Origin of the sequence: Saccharothrix variisporea, assembly GCF_003634995.1 — a bacterium.
GTDB classification, from domain to species: Bacteria; Actinomycetota; Actinomycetes; order Mycobacteriales; family Pseudonocardiaceae; genus Actinosynnema; species Actinosynnema variisporeum.
In genome coordinates this window covers 4,456,202-4,471,860 of the sequence record NZ_RBXR01000001.1, presented here as the reverse complement: position 1 = coordinate 4,471,860, position 15,659 = coordinate 4,456,202, and the positions used below count along the sequence as shown (strand labels likewise).

Here is a 15,659-nt window from a genome sequence, read left to right as displayed (position 1 = left end):
GACCATAGGCGTATGGCTGCTGTGAAGTCGCAACCCACACGGATCGTGATTGTCGGCGGTGGGTACGTCGGCATGTACACCGCGCTGGGATTGCAGAAGAAGCTGCGTTCCGGTGAGGCGTCGGTCACGGTCATCGACCCACAGCCCCACATGACCTACCAGCCGTTCCTGCCCGAGGCGGCGGCCGGCTCGATCGAGCCGCGCCACGTCGTCGTGCCCCTGCGCAAGGTCCTCAAGCGCTGCCACGTCGTCACCGGCCGCGCCACGAAGATCGAGCACGCCCGCAAGGCGGTCACCGTCGAGCTCGCCGACGGCCACGTCGCCGAGTACGAGTACGACGTGCTGGTCTCGGCCCTGGGCGCGATCTCGCGGACCCTGCCGATCCCCGGCCTGCCCGAGGTCGGCATCGGCATGAAGACCATCGGCGAGGCGATCTACCTGCGCAACCACGTGCTGTCGCGCCTGGACCAGGCGGCCAGCACCAACGACCCGGAGCTGCGCAAGCGCTTGCTGAGCTTCGTCGTCATCGGCGGCGGCTTCGCGGGCATCGAGACGCTGGCGGAGCTGGAGGACATGGCCCGCTACGCGCTGCGCTACTACGAGGGCCTGCGCCAGGAGGACATGCACTGGGTCCTGGTCGAGGCGACCAACCGGATCATGCCCGAGGTGAGCGCCAAGCTCGGCGTGTACACGGTGCAGCAGCTGGAGAAGCGCGGCATCAAGTGCTACCTCGACACCCGCGTCAAGTCGATGGAGAACGGCCACGTCGTCCTCGACGACGGCACCGAGTTCGACTCGGACACCATCATCTGGACGGCCGGCATGAAGGCCAACCCGATGCTGCGCAACACCGACCTGCCGCTGGACGCGCGCGGTCGCGTGCAGTGCACGGCGGCCATGCAGGTCGTCGGTCTGCCCGGGGTGTGGGCGGCGGGCGACTGCTCGGCCGTGCCGGACCTGTCGCGCACCGAGGAGGACCCGACCGCGACCTGCGTGCCCAACGCGCAGCACGCGATCCGGCAGTCGAAGCTGCTGGCCAAGAACATCGTGGCCACCCTGCGCGGGAAGAAGCCGAAGGACTACTTCCACAAGTACCTCGGCAGCGTCGCGGGCCTGGGCCTGTACAAGGGTGTTGCGGACGTGTTCGGCCTGCGTTTCAAGGGTGTTGTGGCCTGGTTCATGCACCGCAGCTACCACGTCATGTTCATGCCTACGGTGAACCGCAAGTTCCGGGTGTTCGTCGACTGGACGCAGGCGTTGTTCTCGGGTCGCGAGGTCGTGGCGCTGGGTCAGATCCACGAGCCGAAGGCCGAGTTCGACCGGGCCACCAAGAGCTGAGTGTGGTGCCCACTGCGCCGTTTGGTGGTGGTGGGCAAGCACCCGTCTGGCTCAGTTTCGTAACTTGAGCCCCCAATAGGAGTAATGGGCAGCGCGTCACCTTGACATTGCGTAACGTGAACCCGAGACTACGACTGGTGCGCCACCAAAAGTGTGACGCGCCAGTGGGGAGAGAGGTGACCGCGATGTCGCTTGAGGAGCTGGCCGCACAGCTTCGCCGCGGTGAGATCGAGGACCGTGCGCTGGCGGAGTACGCCGCCGAGTACGCCACCGCCGGAAAGGTTTTTCGCAGCAAGAAAGACGACTGAGTCATGACCGCTTCCGGGTGGGGGAGCGACCTGGTTCCCCCACCCGAGGCCGTCCGGCCCGTGAAGCCCACCCCACTGCTGCTGCAGGGCCAGGACTACATCTTCCGGTCGCCCGCCAAGAACCTGGACTTCCAGGAGCAGGTGCACCGCCTCGGCATGGTCGACGAGGGCGACGGCAGCCCCGTGCCCTGCGTGCTGGTCCTCGCCCGCGCCGCCGACATGGAGATGAACGCCCTCTCCATCGCCCTGGCCGAACGCGGCATCCGCCTGGCCCGCATCGACGCCGACCGCTGCGTCGACCTGCCGCTCACCGTCTACACCGACGCGCCCCTGCTGGAACTGGACCGCTGGCTGCTGCGGCCCCTGCTGGTGTGGCGCCGGCACTTCGAGCTCTCCGCCCTCCAGGTCGAACCCGGCACGTTGGCCGGCGCCTACGCCGTGGACCAGTGGGGCGCGGTCGCGAACTGGCTGTCCACCCGCGGCGACTGGGCGCACGTCAACCCGGCCCGCGCCACCGCCCACCTCGACCGGCTCACCCAGCTGTCCGACGCGGCGTCCTTCGGTCTGCGCGTCCCGCGCACCGCGGTGACCACCCGACCCGGCCGCACCCGGCCCGGCGGCGGGCGGTGCATCGTCAAGACCACCGGCCGCCACCTGCTCGAACCCCGCCCCGGGATGCAGCACGGCCTGTTCCCGCGTCCGCTGGAGACCAGCCGCTCCGGCGACGTCCCCGAGTCCGCGCCGGTCATCGTGCAGGAGTACGTGCCCTCCGAGACGGAGCTGCGCGTGTTCGTCGTCGGCGAGCAGACCCTGGCGTTCCAGGTGGACAAGCTGGACCCCGCGCAGCTGTGGGTCGACCCGGAGGCGGTCCAGGTCACGCCCGTCGAGGTGCCCGCGCGGCTGTCGGACCGGCTACTGGCCTTAGCCCGGCACTGGCGCTTGCAGGTCGCCGCCTTCGACCTCCTCGTCTCCGGCGGCGACCACGTGTTCCTGGAGGTCAACGTCAACTGCGACTGGCGCTGGTTCGAGCACCGGGCGCAGGACGAGCGGGTGTCCGAGGCCGTGCACGAGTGGGTGGCGGCGCGTTTCAAGGAGCTGATGGGTGCGGGTAAAGGTCGCTGAGCACGCGGCGCTGTTCTACCAGGACGGCACCGTGGTGTGGGACGACTACCTCCACCACCGGCAGTTCGCGATCAGCGAGACCGCCGAGCTGCTGTGCCGCAAGTTCACCGAGTTCACCGACGTGGACGAGCTGCTCGCACCCCTCGGCGAGGCGGACCGGGCAGCGCTGCGCAAGGTGCTGGACGAGCTGGTCGAGGCGGGCGTGCTGGTCGTCGAGGGGTCGCCCGAGCACGACGCGGAGCGCCGGATGCTGTCCGGGTGGCGGGCGTGGGGCGCGTCGGCACGGCACTTCCACTTCGCCAGCCGGACGTTGGGTGACGCCCCCTACCAGGGCTCGGACGAGCACGACGCCCTGCTGGACGAGAAGCTGACCCGCGACCCGGCACCCGCGCCGTTCCGCAGCCTCGGCGGCCCGGTGGTGCCGCTGCCCGCGTTGCCGGCGGACCCGTCGTGGGGCGCGGCGGGGCTGATGGACGTCCTGCTATCCCGCCGCACGTCCCGCGAGTTCGGCCCCGGTCCGGTCCCCTTGGACCGGGTGGGCGAGCTGCTGGCCGTGCTGGGGGCGCCGTCGCCGGTCCGGTCGCGGATCGGGCGGACGGGGACGGTGTTCAAGACCAGCCCGTCCGGAGGGGGTAGGCACCCCGTCGAGATCTACGCGCACGTGCGCGGGGTCGAGGGCCTGGGGGACGGGTGGCACCACTACGACGGTTCGGCGCACGCGCTGGAGCCGCTGGGTGTCTCGTGGACGCCGGCGGAGATGGCGGAGGCGGCGGGCGACCAGGCGTGGGTGGGTGAGGCGCCGTTGGTGCTCGCCTACACGGCGGTGTTGGAACGGACCCGGTGGCGGTATGACACTTCCCGTGCGTACCGGGTGGTTCAAATGGATGTGGGCCACCTGTCGCAAACCGCGTATTTGGTGGCTACCGCAATGGGATTTGGTATCGGCTTCACCGCAGCATTGCGGGATGAACTCGTCGAACAAGCTCTCGGATGTGACGCTTATCACGAAGTCGTACTCGGGATGAGCGCGGTGGGTCCATTACCCGAATGAGCGCAATAACGGTTGGCATTGAGCCGTGTGGGGGACTTGTGACGAACCAGCCCCACGAACGCTCGGTAACCGCTTAGGCTCGCCGCTGCCCCCGTAGCCCAACCGGTAGAGGCAGGCTCCTTAAAAGAGTCACAGTACGGGTTCGAATCCCGTCGGGGGCACGTCCGCTGCGACCTTCGTTGTCACCCGATCATCGGGTGATCAAGCTTTGTGTCGAAGGCTCGGTTTCCACCGGCCGGCCGGGTGGGACTCCCACCCGGCCACCGCAACCCCGCCGACCCCACATCGCCCGCCCCGCCCCGCGCCCCCCGCCGGGCCCGCGCCACCGCGCTCCGCGCCCGCCGGCCTCGCCGCACTCCGCGCCCGCCGGCCCCGCCGCCAAGCCCATGCCGCCGCGCCCGCACCGCGCCCCGCCGCGCCCGCGCCCCGCCGCGCCCGCGCCGCACCGTGCCCGCGCCCCGCCGTGCCCGCGCCGCACCGTGCCCGCGCCGCACCGCGCCCGCGCCCGCCGAGCCTCCCGCCGCGCTGACTCCGCGCCGAGCCTCCCGCCGTGCCGAGCCTGCGCCGAGCCTTCCGCCGTGCCAGCCTGCGCGGCTGTGCCGATCAGCCCTGCGCCGAGACCCAGTCGCGCACGACCTCGTCCAGCACCGCCAGCGGCAGCGGGCCGCCGCCCAGCACCAGGTCGTGGAAGGCCCGGATGTCGAAGCGGTCGCCCAGTGCCTGCTCCGCCGCCGCCCGGATCCGCTGGATCTCCAGCCGGCCCACCATGTACGACAGCGCCTGCCCCGGCGCCGCGATGTACCGGTCCACCTCCGACGCGATCTCCACCGGCGCCAGCGGCGTGTTCTCGGTCAGGTACGCCACCGCCTGCGCCCGGCTCCACCCGTGAGCGTGCAACCCGGTGTCCACGACCAGCCGACCGGCGCGCATCGAATCCATCGCCAGCATGCCGAGCCGGGCCACGTCGTCGGAGTACAGGCCCATCTCGTCGGCCAGCCGCTCGCAGTACAGGCCCCAGCCCTCCAGGTACCCGGTCACCGTGGCGACCCGGCGCAGCATCGGCAGGTCGGTCAGCTCCTGCGCCAGCACGATCTGGAAGTGGTGGCCCGGCACGGCCTCGTGGAACGCGATCGCCTCCGCCTGGTACCGGAACCGCTCCTCCACCCGGTGCGTGTTGGCGTAGTAGGTCCCCTCGCGCGTGCCGTCCATCGCCGGCGGCGCGTAGTAGGCGGTCGGGGCACCCGGTGCGTCCACGGCGGGCACGGGCTCGACCAGGCACCGCTTCGACGGGATGCGCCCGAACCACGCCGGCGCGGCCTCCTCGGCGCGCACGACGGCCGCGCGCGCGGCCGTGATCAGCTCCTCCTCGGAGTTCCACCGCAGCGCCGGGTCGGTGCGCATCCGCTCGAAGATCGTGGGCACGTCCCGCGTCCCGAACACCCGCTCGCCGATCTCGGCGTACTCCTCGGCCAGGGCCGCCATCAGGTCCAGGCCGGTCTGGTGTAGCTCCTTGGGCGTGCGCTGGGTGCTGGTGTGCACCCGCGCCAGGCCCGCGTACACGGCCTCCCCCTCGGGCAGCCGGCACAGGCCGACGCGATCCAGCGGACGGCCCTCCAGGCCCGCGATCACGTCCCGGTACGCCGCGAACGCGGGCCGCACCTCGGCCGCGATCAGTTCGTCGCGGGCGGCGTTGAAGGCGTCGCTGCCGGAGACCCGGGCGAACGCGTCGTCCGCCGCCGCCAGGTAGCGGTCCAGGTAGGCGACGGCGTTGTCCCGCAGGTGCGCCACCGGGGTCCGCCCGGCCGCCGCGCCGGCCACCTGCCGCTCGCCGACCACCCGCAGGAACGCCGGGATCGCGGCCAGGCGCCTGAGGTAGTCCTGCTCCTGCTCGGCCGTCTTCACCACGGTCATCGGCATGACGTTGAGCAGTTCGCCCGCGGGCGCGAAGAACGAGTCGGTGATCGTGTACTCGACGGCCTTCGCGTCGATCAGGTCCACGGTCGCCTCGGCCTGCTGGACCACCACCGCGCGGGTCACCGGGTCGTCGGTGTCCGGGAGCGCGCGGGCGCGGGCGGCGATGTCCACAGCCTTCGCCCGGGACGATTCCTCGGCCTCCGGCGTGTGGTCGGTGAGGAGGTGGTCGTAACCGGGCAGCCCGAACACCGTCGCACCCAAGGGGGACAGGCGGGACATGAGGTCGAGCAGTTCTTCGGCGAGTGCGGCTGTCGTGTCCACGTGCGGCCCCCGGGCGTCGGTTGGGAAAGCAACTTGCTACTTAGCCTAAATAACGACTAGAGCCGGTCCAAATAGGCGAGCACCGCCAGCACCCGCCGGTTGTCGTCTTCGGACAACGGCAGCCCCAGCTTGCCGAAGATGTTGGCGATGTGTTTGCCGACCGCTTTCTCCGTGACGACCATGCGGGCGGCGATCGCGGCGTTGGAGCGGCCTTCGGCCATCAGCCCCAGCACTTCCCGCTCGCGCGGGGTGAGGGTGGTCAGCGGGCGGTCGCGGTCGCCGCGGGTCAGCAGTTGGGAGATGACCTCGGGGTCCATCGCGGTGCCGCCGGCCGCGACCCGCCGGATGGCGTCCACGAACTGCTTGACGTCCGACACGCGGTCCTTGAGCAGGTAGCCGACACCGCCACCCCGGTCGGACAGCAGTTCGCGCGCGTAGAGCTGCTCCACGTACTGCGACAGGACGAGGACGGGCAGGCCGGGCACCTGCTTGCGCGCCTCGATCGCCGCGCGCAACCCCTCGTCGGTGAAGGTCGGCGGCAGGCGCACGTCGACCACCGCCACGTCCGGGCGGTGGTCGACGAGGGCCTTGAGCAGGGCGGGACCGGTGTCGACCGCCTCCACGACGTCGAAGTCGTAGGCCTGGAGCAGCCGGATCAGGCCGTCCCTGAGGAGGACGAGGTCTTCTCCGAGGACAACGCGCACGGCAGCTCCATCGTGACGATCGTGGGCCCGCCCATCGGGCTCGCGATGCCGAGTGTGCCGTCAAACGCGCCCAGTCTGCGCTCGATTCCGCGCAGTCCGCCGTTCTCGGTCGGCTCCGCGCCCCCGCGACCGTTGTCGCCGATCATCAGCGCGAGCCGCCCGTTCTCGTGCCGGACCCGCACCCACGCACTGGTCGCGCCGCTGTGCTTGGCCACGTTGGTCAACGTCTCGGCGACCGCGAAGTACGCGGCGGACTCCACCGGCGCCTCCGGGCGACCGGGCAGCACCACGTCCACCTCGACCGGCAACGGGTGCGCCAGCGCCAACGCCTTCAACGCCCCCTCCAGCCCGCGGTCGGCCAGCACGGGCGGGTGGATGCCCCGCACCAGGTCCCGCAGCTCCGCAAGGGCGAGGGAGGACGACTGCCGCGCCTCGGACAACAGGTCCCGCGCCGCCTCCGGGTCCCGCGCCAGCAACTCCTCGGCCATCCCCAGGCTCATCCCGAGCGCGACGAGCCGGGCCTGCGCCCCGTCGTGCAGGTCCCGCTCGATCCGCCGCAACTCGGCCGCCTGCGCGTCCACCGTGTCGGCCCGCGAGTCGGCCAGCTCCTGCACCCGGTGCGTCAACGCCTCGGTCGCGCTGGGCGCGAGCATCTTGCGCACGAACACCGCGTGCACCCGCACGATCCGTTCGGTGGCCCACCAGGCGAGGAGCAGGTAGAGGGCGCCCAGGAGCGGTGCCAGGAACCAGCTGCCCGGCGTGGCCGGGTCCAGCCCGTTGAACTCCAGGTCCGTCCCGCCCGCGAGCCAGATCAGCGGCGAGAGGAGCCCGGTGAGCCCGCCCAGCCAGAGCGCGACGGGGAGGACGCCGCAGAGGACGCCCACGATCGCGTTGAGGGGCAGGAAGGCCATGTCGCGCCAGGTGGCGGGGTCGGTGGCGATGGTCCGGACGCGGGTCATCGGGCCGCGGTTGGCGGGCTTGCGGTAGGGGAGCGGGATCGGCTCGCCCAGGACCTTCCCGGCCCACCAGCGGTGGAAGGTGGTGTAGCGGCGGGCGAGGGCGGTGGTGAGGAGGAGCATCGGCACGCCGACCGTCACCAGGATCAGCGGGTAGGTGTAGAGCTGGAGCGGGATCAGCGGCAGGCCGATCAAGCACATCGGCACCCGCGCGAACGCGAGCCCGGCAGTCCTGAGCCGCGAGGCCGCGCCGCGCACGAGGTCGTGATCCGTCATGGGGACGATTGTCGTCGGTCGCCTGGGTGGAAGCGGTGGGTTTAACCCCCCGATCAGACTTCGATCAAAGCCCCGTCCGGCAGCACCTCCACCCCGGCCTCCCGCAACTTGGCGTGCTCGGCCGACTCCGGATCCAGCACCGGATTCGTGTTGTTCAGATGCGTGTACACCCGCCGCACATGCGGATGCCGCCGCAACTCCGGCAACGTATGCGTGATCGGCAGATGCCCCATGGCAGCCTGCCCACCCCCGCGCCCGGTCGCCGCCCCCATCTCCGAAGGCGCGTAGAACGTCCCGTCCAGCAGCACCACATCCGCCTCCGCCACCAGGTCGTCGAACCCCAGCGGCCACCCCGCCAAGCACGGCGCGTACAGCACGATCCCCCCGGTGCGCGGGTCGTGCAGGCGGTAAGCCACCACCCAGTGACCCTCCACAATGGACTCGCCGACGTACCGCGGACGCTTGCCGCTCACCGGGAACGCCGTCACCTCCAAGCCCCCGGCCAGCACGAACGTCTGCTCCGGCTCCACCTGCCGCCACCGCCACTCGGCGTACTCGCCCAGCACCGCCCGCGTCCCGGCCAACGCGTGCAGCACGGTCGCCGGCGCGTGCACCCGCAGGCCTTCAGCACCCCGCAACGTGAGCAGCCCCAAGGTGTGGTCGAGTTCGGCATCGGTCAGCAGGACACCACCGACGGGCGTGTCGCGCGGACCGGGGCCGGGGTGCAGGCACGGGGTGGCGGCGAGTTGGAAGCGCAGGTCGGGGGAGGCGTTCACCAACCACCACGTCCGCCCGTCACCGCTGACCGCCAGACCGTCCTGGGTGCGCGGCGACAGTTCACCCCGCCTGACCTTCGTGCACGGCTCGCACGCGCAGTTCCACTGGGGCACGCCACCACCGGCGGCCGTGCCGAGCAGGACCACCTTCACCGCGCCACCTCCCGGGGCACCGACGAACCCGCCGGTTGCCGCAGGGCCAGGTCGACCAGGCCGCGGTGCGGGGACAGCGAGCACACCGGGTCGGTGTTGGCGGCGTTCCCGGTCAGTTGGAAGGCCTGGCACCGGCACCCGCCGAAGTCCACCTCCCGCCGCGGGCACGACCGGCACGGCTCGCCCATCCAGTCGAAACCGCGGAAGGCGTTGAACGACACCGAGTCGTGCCAGATCTCCCGCAACGACCGGGACCGCACGTTCTCGACCGCCAACCCCTCGATGACCGACGCCGCCGGGCACGGCAGGACACCGCCGTCCGGGGCCACCGTGAGCTGCCGCGCGCCCCACCCGTGCATGCACGGCTTCGGGTGGGCCTCGTGGTAGTCCGCGATCACGTACACGATCTCCAGGTCCGACCGGCTCTTCGCCTCCCGCACGACCTCGTCCGCCCGCCGCAGCTGGTCGCGGGTCGGCAGCAGCGCCGCCTGGTTGCGCAACGCCCAGCCGTAGTACTGGGTGTTGGCCAGCTCCAGCCGGTCCGCGCCCATCTCCTCGGCCAACCGCACGAGCTCCGCCACCCGATCCAGGTTCTGCCGGTGCAGCACCACGTTCACGGTCAGCGGCAGCCCGGCGTCCTTGACCACCTTCGCCGCCCGCACCTTCGCCGCGAACCCGCGCACCCCCGCGATCCGGTCGGCGTTCGCCGGGTCGGCGTCCTGCACCGACAGCTGGACGTGGTCCACCCACGCCAACCGCTCCTCGGTCAGCCCCAACCCGCTGGTCACCAGGTTGACGTACGCCCCCAGCCCGCTCGCGTGCGCGGCCAGCTCGGATAAGTCCTTGCGCGCCAACGGTTCCCCGCCGGACAAGTGGAACTGGAGCACGCCCAACGCCCGCGCCTGGTCGAACACGTCCCGCCACTCGGCCGTGGACAGCTCGGCCTCCCGGCGCACCAGTTCCAGCGGGTTGGAGCAGTAGCCGCAGCGCAGCGGGCAGCGGTGGGTCAGTTCGGCGAGCAGCCCGAACGGCGGTTCAGCCACCGGTCACCACCACCCTCCGCGCGGCCAGCCGGGTGACCAGCTCGGCCACGTCGTCCACGCGCACGCCGTCGAAGTCCTCGGCCAGCTTCTCCGCCATCTCCGCGATGGTGGTGCGGCCGTCGCACATGCCCACGACGGCGGCGGCGGTCTCGTTGAGCACCAGCACGCCTTCCGGGAACAGCACGACGTGGCTGCCCCTGGTCTGGTCGTAAGCCGTCTTCACGCCCTTGCCGAGCCTCGGCGTGGTGAAGAGGTCGCTCATGGTCTCGTCCCCGAGTAGTAGTCGACGGTGTCGAGGATCGCCCGCAGCACGTCGCACTTGAACGCCAAGGCGGCCACCGCCGCCTCCTGCCGCTCCCTGGTGGGGCAGTTGCGCACCACCAGGTCCAATGTGGACCGTCCTTCACCCGAGACGACGGCCAGCCGCGCGGTGAAGTAGGCGAAGCCCTCCTCGGCGATCCAGGGGTACCGCGCCCGCATGTCCGCCAACCGCCGGGACATCAGGCCGTGCGAGAACATCTCGGTCAGGCCGGACGCCACCGCCTCGACCCACGGCCTGGTGCGGGCGAAGGTGACGTAGGCGTCCACCGCGAACCGCACGCCGGGCAGCACGTGCCGCTCGTCGAGCACCTCGTCCCGGGACAGGCCCAGCGCTTCGGCCATCCGCAGCCAGTTCTCCGCGCCGCCCTCGCCGGGTTTCGTCCCGTCGTGCCAGACGATCCGCTCGCGCCACACCCGCCGGACGTCGGGGTCCGGGCAGTTGGCGAGGATCGCCGCGTCCTTGCGCGGGATGCAGCGCTGGTAGTACCACCGGTTCGCCGCCCACGACCGCAGCTCGTCCTTGGTGAGCGTGCCCGCGTGCATCCGCAGGTGGAACGGGTGGGAGTCCCAGTACCGAGTGCGAAGCTCGCGCAGCCGCGCGGTGAACTCCTCGGCCGACCAAGCATCGGACATCGCTTGCGCCTCCAAAGGCTCCGCGTGACCCCGGTGGCGGCGACCCGGAGCCACGGCGGGGAGTCAGGACCGGGCCGCGTAGGCGGTGACTTCCATCGGGGTGTCGACGTCGACGAAGTCCGGCTTGACCCACGTGCGCTTCGGTGCGTTGTCCTGCATGGCGCGTCTCCTCGCAATCGTCGTGAGGGCGCGGCGGCGGATTCCCACGGTAGAGCGTCCGGAGCGCCTCGCGCTAGATCGTAAGGACGGTTGTCCAACCTGCAAGTGGATCAGTCCTCCGATGAATGTTGCCGGTCTCGGCCGGCTGTGGTTGCATCGGAGCGAGCCGCCGAGTTCCGCCGCCGAGCCAGTGCGGACTACGGAGGAGCGCACATGCGTGCTCGTCTAGGTGCGGTGCTTTCGGTCGCCGCTCTCGTCGCCGCGGTCGGTCCCGCGCACGCCGAGCCGACGGCCGCCGCCGTGCGGACGGTCGCGTCGGGCCAGGCCGTCCCGTGGGACATCGAGTTCCTGCCCGACGGCAGCGGCATCTTCACCGAACGCGACACCAAGAGGATCAAGAAGATCACCGGCACGACGGTGACCACCGTGCACACGGTGGCCGAAGCCGTGCCCGGCGGCGAGGGCGGCCTGCTCGGCCTGGCCGTGTCGCCGACGTTCGCCACCGACAACACCGTCTACGTCTACTTCACCGCCGCCTCCGACAACCGGATCGCCCGCGTCCGCCTGGGCGGGGCCGTGGAACCGATCGTCACCGGCATCCCCAAGGCCCGCATCCACAACGGCGGCGGCCTGGAGTTCGGCCCGGACGGCTACCTGTGGGCCACCACCGGCGACGCCGGCGTCACCGGCAACGCCCAGAACGTGAACTCGTTGGGCGGCAAGGTCCTCCGGTTCACCACCACCGGCGCGCCCGCGCCCGGCAACCCGTTCAACAGCCGCGTCTACACCCTCGGCCACCGCAACCCGCAGGGCATCACGTGGGCCGGCGGCCGCACGTACGCCACCGAGTTCGGCCAGAACCAGACCGACGAGCTGAACTGGATCCAGCCCGGCAAGAACTACGGCTGGCCCACCTGCGAGGGCACCTGCGGGGACAGCCGGTTCGTGGACCCGGTGAAGACCTGGCCCACGTCCCAGGCCGGACCGACCGGCATCGGCTTCTACAAGGACGCCCTCTACCTCGGCGCGGTCACCGGCCGCCGGGTGTGGAAGATCCCGGTCAGCGGCACCACCCTCGGCACGCCGGTCTCCCTGTTCACCGGCTACGGCCGCGTCCGCGCGGTGGCGCCCGCCCCGGACGGGACGCTGTGGATCGGCACCTCCAACCGGGACGGCCGCGGCACCCCTGCCGCCACGGACGACCGGATCCTCAGCACGGACGGCTGATCCCTAGTTGCGTGCGGGAGGCATCCGCCGGAGTTGTTCCAGCACAACGGGGTCCTGCAGCTGCATCCACTGGATGACCTCGGTGTAGGTGGCGCACACGGTCTCCTCCCGCACGCACACCTCCTCCATGAACTTCTCCACCGCCGCGCTGAACGCGCCACCGGCCCACTCGTTGAAGTGGTTGCCCACCACCATCGGCGCGCGGTTGCCGTTGAACGCCGCCTGGTACACCGACCGGTACGTGTCCAGCACGACCTGCGTGAACTCGCCCGGCGGCCCCGGGTCGTCCTTGGCCCCGTTCAGCGCGTACCAGAGGTTGAAGTCCATCATCACGACCTGCTTGCCCAGCGCGGGCACGCGGACCTCCGGCATCGGGAACTCCCACATCCCGTTCTGCACCGAAGGCCACGCCACGCCGAGGCTCACGTGGCTCGTGTCGTACACCAGGCCGTGCCCGCGCATCGCCGGGAACGCCTGCCCCCAGTCGCCCTCCAGGCACGGCGTCCGCCCGCCGCGCACGGCCGCCGGGTCGAGCTTGAACCCCTGGTCCCGCGCCTTGTCCACCACGGCGAAGAACTGGTCCAGCTCCCGGCTCCACTCGTCGGTGGTCCACCGGCCCACGCTGGGCTCGTCGCCCTGGCAGTAGTGGCCGTTGTAGTGGGTCCCGATCTCGTGGCCGGCGTCGATGGCGTCGTTGAGGTACTTGATCCGCGCGGTCACGTCCTCGTACGACCCGCCGAACCCGATGGACGAGTACCCCGCCCGGTGCCCCGGCCCGGTGTAGGAGGAGCCCCCGGCGTCCGGGATCAGGTAGACGCCCGACAGCAGGCCGGTGACGTGCGCGTTCACCCGCTGGGACAGGGGCATGATCCGGTCCCAGTGCGCCTTGGACGCGGCCCCGTCGAACGAGAACAGGACGAACTGCGGTGGCTTCTCGCCCGGCTGCACCTTCCGCATCCACTTCGGTGGCGACGCCGGCGCGGGCACCGTGGGCGTCGGCCCGCTCGACGGGGAGGGTGAGCGCGGGGCGATCGGCAGGGGTGCCGCCAGCTCCCCGGGGTCGCTGCGCGGGGCCTCCTCACGCGCCCCCAGCACGGCGAGCACGGCCAAGGTCAGCGCGAGCGCCACCGACGTCGTGACGAAACCCCTGCGTTTCACACCATCAAGACGACTCCGGGTATCCAGTGGTTGCGTCTACGTGACCGGCGTGGCGACGACCACCTGGTTCTCCTCGTACCCCTGCGCGCCGCCGACCCACCGCCCGCCGCAGGTCACCAGCACCAACCGGTGCCCGCCGCGCGGCCCGAACAGCTCGACGGCCCGCGCGGGCAGTTCGTCCTTCCGCACGGTGTGCACCTGGCTGACGGAGTACCTGAAGACCTTGCCCGTGGTGTCCACGACCGAGACCTCCTGCCCCGGCGCGGACCGCCACAGCTCGTCGAACGGCCCGGTGACGCCCTTCCAGTTCACGTGCCCGGCGAGCACGGTCGCCCCTTCGGCGGCACCCAGCTCCACACCCCACCAGGTCGCCTCGCCGACGCCTTCGGGGATCGGCAGCACACCCTCGGCGGTGACCTCCTTGCGCACGAGCGCGGCCAACCCGCCCTCGGGCAACCGGACCGTCCCGGGCGCCTGGACGGGCGGCGGCGCTTCCACGGACGTGGTCGGGGTCGTCGGCGACGCCGGCGGGTTCGCCCCACCGGGCAGCCCGGCCAGGTCCACCCCCCGGCCACCGCTCAGGCTGTCACCCAACGGGAACGGCACCACCGCATCGCCGGGCTCAGCGACCCCGGCGACCACCTCGGCGGACGGCGAGAACACCACCACGGCCCCCGCCAGCACCCCGGCCACCACCGCGCCGGTCAGCAACGCCTTCACGAGCGGCCGGCCACCGGACACCCCGTCGGTCACGACCTCGCTGCCACCAGTCGCCGCCGCACCAGCCACCCGGCCAGCGCGCCGAGGACCACCACCCCGCCGCCGAAGCCGACCAGCGAACCGGTGCCCACCTCGGTGGTGAAGGCGGCCTTGGCGGTCACGCCCGCGCCCTCCGACCCGGCCGGGATGGTGATCGGCACCACCGGCTTGTTCGGCTTGTTCGTCACCGCCAGCGCCAGCGTCTGCCCCGGCTCGACCTTCCCGCACGCCTTGGGCGGCGCGTTCGGGTCGAAGGACTCCTCGTAACCCTTGGCGGCGGCCACCTCGACCACGCACACCTCCTGCGGCGTGCGCAGGTCGGGCACGGTCGCGGTGCCGTCGTCACCGGTCTGGAGGACCAGCGGCTTGCCGTCCGGGCCGGTCAGCTCGGCGTCGTCCTGCTTGAGCGCGGGCTTGCCGTCCGCCGCGGTGACCCGCAGCGCCACGCCCGCGATGCCCTTGCCCGTCTCGGCGTCGGTCTTGGCGATCTTCACCACACCGGGCGGGGTCTTGGCCGTGGTGGAGGCCTCGGCGGTGAGCTTCTTCTCACCACCCGTGGTGACGATCCGCTGCATGTTCTCCTGGGCCGGGATGTGCACCACCGGCTTGTCCGCCGGGCTGTCCAGCCGCACCACGACCGACGGCTTCGGCCCGGTCGGCACGACCTTCACGGCCAGCGGCCCGCCGTCCAGCGCGGTCTTCAGCTCGCCGGTGGTCTGCCCGCTCTCCAGGGTGGCGTCCTTCAGCTCCACGGTCACCGGGACCCCGCCGACCTGCGCGCCGTCCGGCTTGGCGACGTCGACCTTCCACGTGCCCGGCGAGCCGATCAGCTGCTCGTCGGTCGGGGCGGTGACCTTCGCCGTCCACGGGCCGCGGTTGGTCTCGGCGTCCTTGCGGATCCGGTCCACCGCCTCCCGGGCGCTCTGCGGCAGGTTGTCGTAGTGGAACTGCTCGTTGTAGGCGATCGTGCGGTAGTCGCTGTCCGGGCTCAGCGACAGGCCGCCGTGCTCGAACGACGTCCACGAGTGCAGCAGGTGCGCCAGAGCCGCCGACTCGTCCGGCGAGTTCGTGGTCGAGTAGCGCAGCAGCAGGTAGGAGATGTTGGCGGCGATGTCCGGGGCCAGCGGCACACCGGCCTTGGTCCGCAGCTCGTCGCCCTCCTGGTACTGCACGCTGCTGTCGGGCGCGAGGAAGGAGTACTGGACGCACCACACCTGCTTGCCCTGCCAGATGTAGGAGCCCAGCCAGTCCGTGGTGCCCGGCTTGCCGCGGTAGCCCTGGGCGGGCGTGGTGTGCCCGATGCCCTCCTGCACCTGCGCGTCGGACACCGCGGGCACGGCGAGCAAAGCCACACCGGCCGCGAGAACCGCGCCGGCGAGTCGTCTCCACCCCATGTCTGAACCTGACCCCTCGGGCACGTCGTCGGGACGAACTACGCCG

At 71.5% G+C, this 15,659-nt stretch carries 16 protein-coding genes and 1 tRNA gene; 6 read left to right on the top strand and 11 right to left on the bottom strand.

Features of this window, described 5'->3' with window-relative positions:
- Nucleotides 1-12: 12 nt before the first annotated feature.
- From DFJ66_RS19840 to DFJ66_RS19825, 5 genes are all read left to right on the top strand, one after another.
- Nucleotides 13-1,338 (top strand): NAD(P)/FAD-dependent oxidoreductase, encoded by a 1,326-nt coding sequence (locus tag DFJ66_RS19840; RefSeq protein WP_121223168.1) that lies wholly within the window; start codon nucleotides 13-15, stop codon nucleotides 1,336-1,338.
- A 185-nt stretch (nucleotides 1,339-1,523) separates the two neighbouring features.
- Complete coding sequence (locus tag DFJ66_RS45055; RefSeq protein ID WP_015098199.1) at nucleotides 1,524-1,646, top strand: hypothetical protein; 123 nt, start codon at nucleotides 1,524-1,526, stop codon at nucleotides 1,644-1,646.
- Nucleotides 1,647-1,649: 3 nt separating this feature from the next.
- A complete protein-coding gene (locus DFJ66_RS19835) occupies nucleotides 1,650-2,768 on the top strand; it encodes an ATP-grasp domain-containing protein (protein ID WP_121223166.1) in 1,119 nt (372 codons plus the stop codon).
- Nucleotides 2,749-3,819 carry a SagB/ThcOx family dehydrogenase gene (locus tag DFJ66_RS19830; RefSeq protein WP_121223164.1) on the top strand — a complete coding sequence of 357 codons (1,071 nt, stop codon included), beginning with the start codon at nucleotides 2,749-2,751 and terminating at the stop codon, nucleotides 3,817-3,819. Before DFJ66_RS19835 ends, DFJ66_RS19830 begins: the two co-directional genes overlap by 20 nt.
- Before the next feature lie 87 nt (nucleotides 3,820-3,906).
- Nucleotides 3,907-3,980 (top strand) — tRNA-Leu (locus DFJ66_RS19825).
- 442 nt (nucleotides 3,981-4,422) lie between these two features.
- On the opposite strand, the gene DFJ66_RS19820 is transcribed toward DFJ66_RS19825, so the two are convergent.
- The 8 genes from DFJ66_RS19820 to pqqA form a co-directional block, all read right to left on the bottom strand.
- Nucleotides 4,423-6,054: a DUF885 domain-containing protein gene (locus DFJ66_RS19820; protein ID WP_121223162.1), complete on the bottom strand. Its 1,632-nt coding sequence runs from the start codon at nucleotides 6,052-6,054 to the stop codon at nucleotides 4,423-4,425.
- Nucleotides 6,055-6,110: 56 nt separating this feature from the next.
- On the bottom strand, nucleotides 6,111-6,758 hold the full coding sequence (locus DFJ66_RS19815) for a LuxR C-terminal-related transcriptional regulator (protein ID WP_121223160.1): 648 nt from the start codon (nucleotides 6,756-6,758) through the stop codon (nucleotides 6,111-6,113).
- Entirely contained in the window at nucleotides 6,710-7,990 is a 1,281-nt protein-coding gene (locus DFJ66_RS19810) for a sensor histidine kinase (protein ID WP_121223158.1), read from the bottom strand. The genes DFJ66_RS19815 and DFJ66_RS19810 overlap by 49 nt, the downstream gene beginning before the upstream one ends.
- A gap of 53 nt (nucleotides 7,991-8,043) precedes the next feature.
- The gene (gene pqqB, locus DFJ66_RS19805; RefSeq protein WP_121223156.1) at nucleotides 8,044-8,919 is read right to left on the bottom strand and encodes a pyrroloquinoline quinone biosynthesis protein PqqB; all 876 of its coding nucleotides are present in this window, start codon (nucleotides 8,917-8,919) and stop codon (nucleotides 8,044-8,046) included.
- A complete protein-coding gene (pqqE, locus tag DFJ66_RS19800; protein ID WP_121223153.1) occupies nucleotides 8,916-9,962 on the bottom strand; it encodes a pyrroloquinoline quinone biosynthesis protein PqqE in 1,047 nt (348 codons plus the stop codon). The genes pqqB and pqqE overlap by 4 nt, the downstream gene beginning before the upstream one ends.
- Complete coding sequence (pqqD, locus tag DFJ66_RS19795; protein ID WP_121223151.1) at nucleotides 9,955-10,224, bottom strand: pyrroloquinoline quinone biosynthesis peptide chaperone PqqD; 270 nt, start codon at nucleotides 10,222-10,224, stop codon at nucleotides 9,955-9,957. Before pqqD ends, pqqE begins: the two co-directional genes overlap by 8 nt.
- The gene (gene pqqC, locus DFJ66_RS19790; protein WP_121223149.1) at nucleotides 10,221-10,916 is read right to left on the bottom strand and encodes a pyrroloquinoline-quinone synthase PqqC; all 696 of its coding nucleotides are present in this window, start codon (nucleotides 10,914-10,916) and stop codon (nucleotides 10,221-10,223) included. The genes pqqD and pqqC overlap by 4 nt, the downstream gene beginning before the upstream one ends.
- Before the next feature lie 63 nt (nucleotides 10,917-10,979).
- A complete protein-coding gene (gene pqqA / locus DFJ66_RS19785; protein WP_121223147.1) occupies nucleotides 10,980-11,075 on the bottom strand; it encodes a pyrroloquinoline quinone precursor peptide PqqA in 96 nt (31 codons plus the stop codon).
- A gap of 213 nt (nucleotides 11,076-11,288) precedes the next feature.
- Here pqqA and DFJ66_RS19780 point away from each other — a divergent pair, with 213 nt between their 5' ends.
- Nucleotides 11,289-12,302, top strand: a complete 1,014-nt coding sequence (locus DFJ66_RS19780) for a PQQ-dependent sugar dehydrogenase (protein ID WP_121223145.1) — start codon at nucleotides 11,289-11,291, stop codon at nucleotides 12,300-12,302.
- Between the two features lie 3 nt (nucleotides 12,303-12,305).
- On the opposite strand, the gene DFJ66_RS19775 is transcribed toward DFJ66_RS19780, so the two are convergent.
- The 3 genes from DFJ66_RS19775 to DFJ66_RS19765 are packed head-to-tail and all read right to left on the bottom strand — an operon-like array spanning nucleotide 12,306 to nucleotide 15,613.
- Nucleotides 12,306-13,460 carry a polysaccharide deacetylase family protein gene (locus DFJ66_RS19775; RefSeq protein ID WP_121223142.1) on the bottom strand — a complete coding sequence of 385 codons (1,155 nt, stop codon included), beginning with the start codon at nucleotides 13,458-13,460 and terminating at the stop codon, nucleotides 12,306-12,308.
- 36 nt (nucleotides 13,461-13,496) lie between these two features.
- Nucleotides 13,497-14,213 carry a class F sortase gene (locus DFJ66_RS19770; RefSeq protein ID WP_246029829.1) on the bottom strand — a complete coding sequence of 239 codons (717 nt, stop codon included), beginning with the start codon at nucleotides 14,211-14,213 and terminating at the stop codon, nucleotides 13,497-13,499.
- Nucleotides 14,210-15,613: an MSCRAMM family protein gene (locus DFJ66_RS19765; protein WP_121223140.1), complete on the bottom strand. Its 1,404-nt coding sequence runs from the start codon at nucleotides 15,611-15,613 to the stop codon at nucleotides 14,210-14,212. The genes DFJ66_RS19770 and DFJ66_RS19765 overlap by 4 nt, the downstream gene beginning before the upstream one ends.
- Nucleotides 15,614-15,659: the final 46 nt, after the last annotated feature.

What these genes read in the sequence shown, in the direction of transcription:
- DFJ66_RS19840 (WP_121223168.1), top strand. Translation starts at nt 13, where the DNA reads ATGGCTGCTGTGAAGTCGCAACCCACACGGATCGTGATTGTCGGCGGT.
- DFJ66_RS45055 (WP_015098199.1), top strand. Translation starts at nt 1,524, where the DNA reads ATGTCGCTTGAGGAGCTGGCCGCACAGCTTCGCCGCGGTGAGATCGAG.
- DFJ66_RS19835 (WP_121223166.1), top strand. Translation starts at nt 1,650, where the DNA reads ATGACCGCTTCCGGGTGGGGGAGCGACCTGGTTCCCCCACCCGAGGCC.
- DFJ66_RS19810 (WP_121223158.1), bottom strand. Translation starts at nt 7,990, where the DNA reads ATGACGGATCACGACCTCGTGCGCGGCGCGGCCTCGCGGCTCAGGACT.
- pqqD (WP_121223151.1), bottom strand. Translation starts at nt 10,224, where the DNA reads ATGAGCGACCTCTTCACCACGCCGAGGCTCGGCAAGGGCGTGAAGACG.
- pqqC (WP_121223149.1), bottom strand. Translation starts at nt 10,916, where the DNA reads ATGTCCGATGCTTGGTCGGCCGAGGAGTTCACCGCGCGGCTGCGCGAG.
- pqqA (WP_121223147.1), bottom strand. Translation starts at nt 11,075, where the DNA reads ATGCAGGACAACGCACCGAAGCGCACGTGGGTCAAGCCGGACTTCGTC.
- DFJ66_RS19780 (WP_121223145.1), top strand. Translation starts at nt 11,289, where the DNA reads ATGCGTGCTCGTCTAGGTGCGGTGCTTTCGGTCGCCGCTCTCGTCGCC.
- DFJ66_RS19765 (WP_121223140.1), bottom strand. Translation starts at nt 15,613, where the DNA reads ATGGGGTGGAGACGACTCGCCGGCGCGGTTCTCGCGGCCGGTGTGGCT.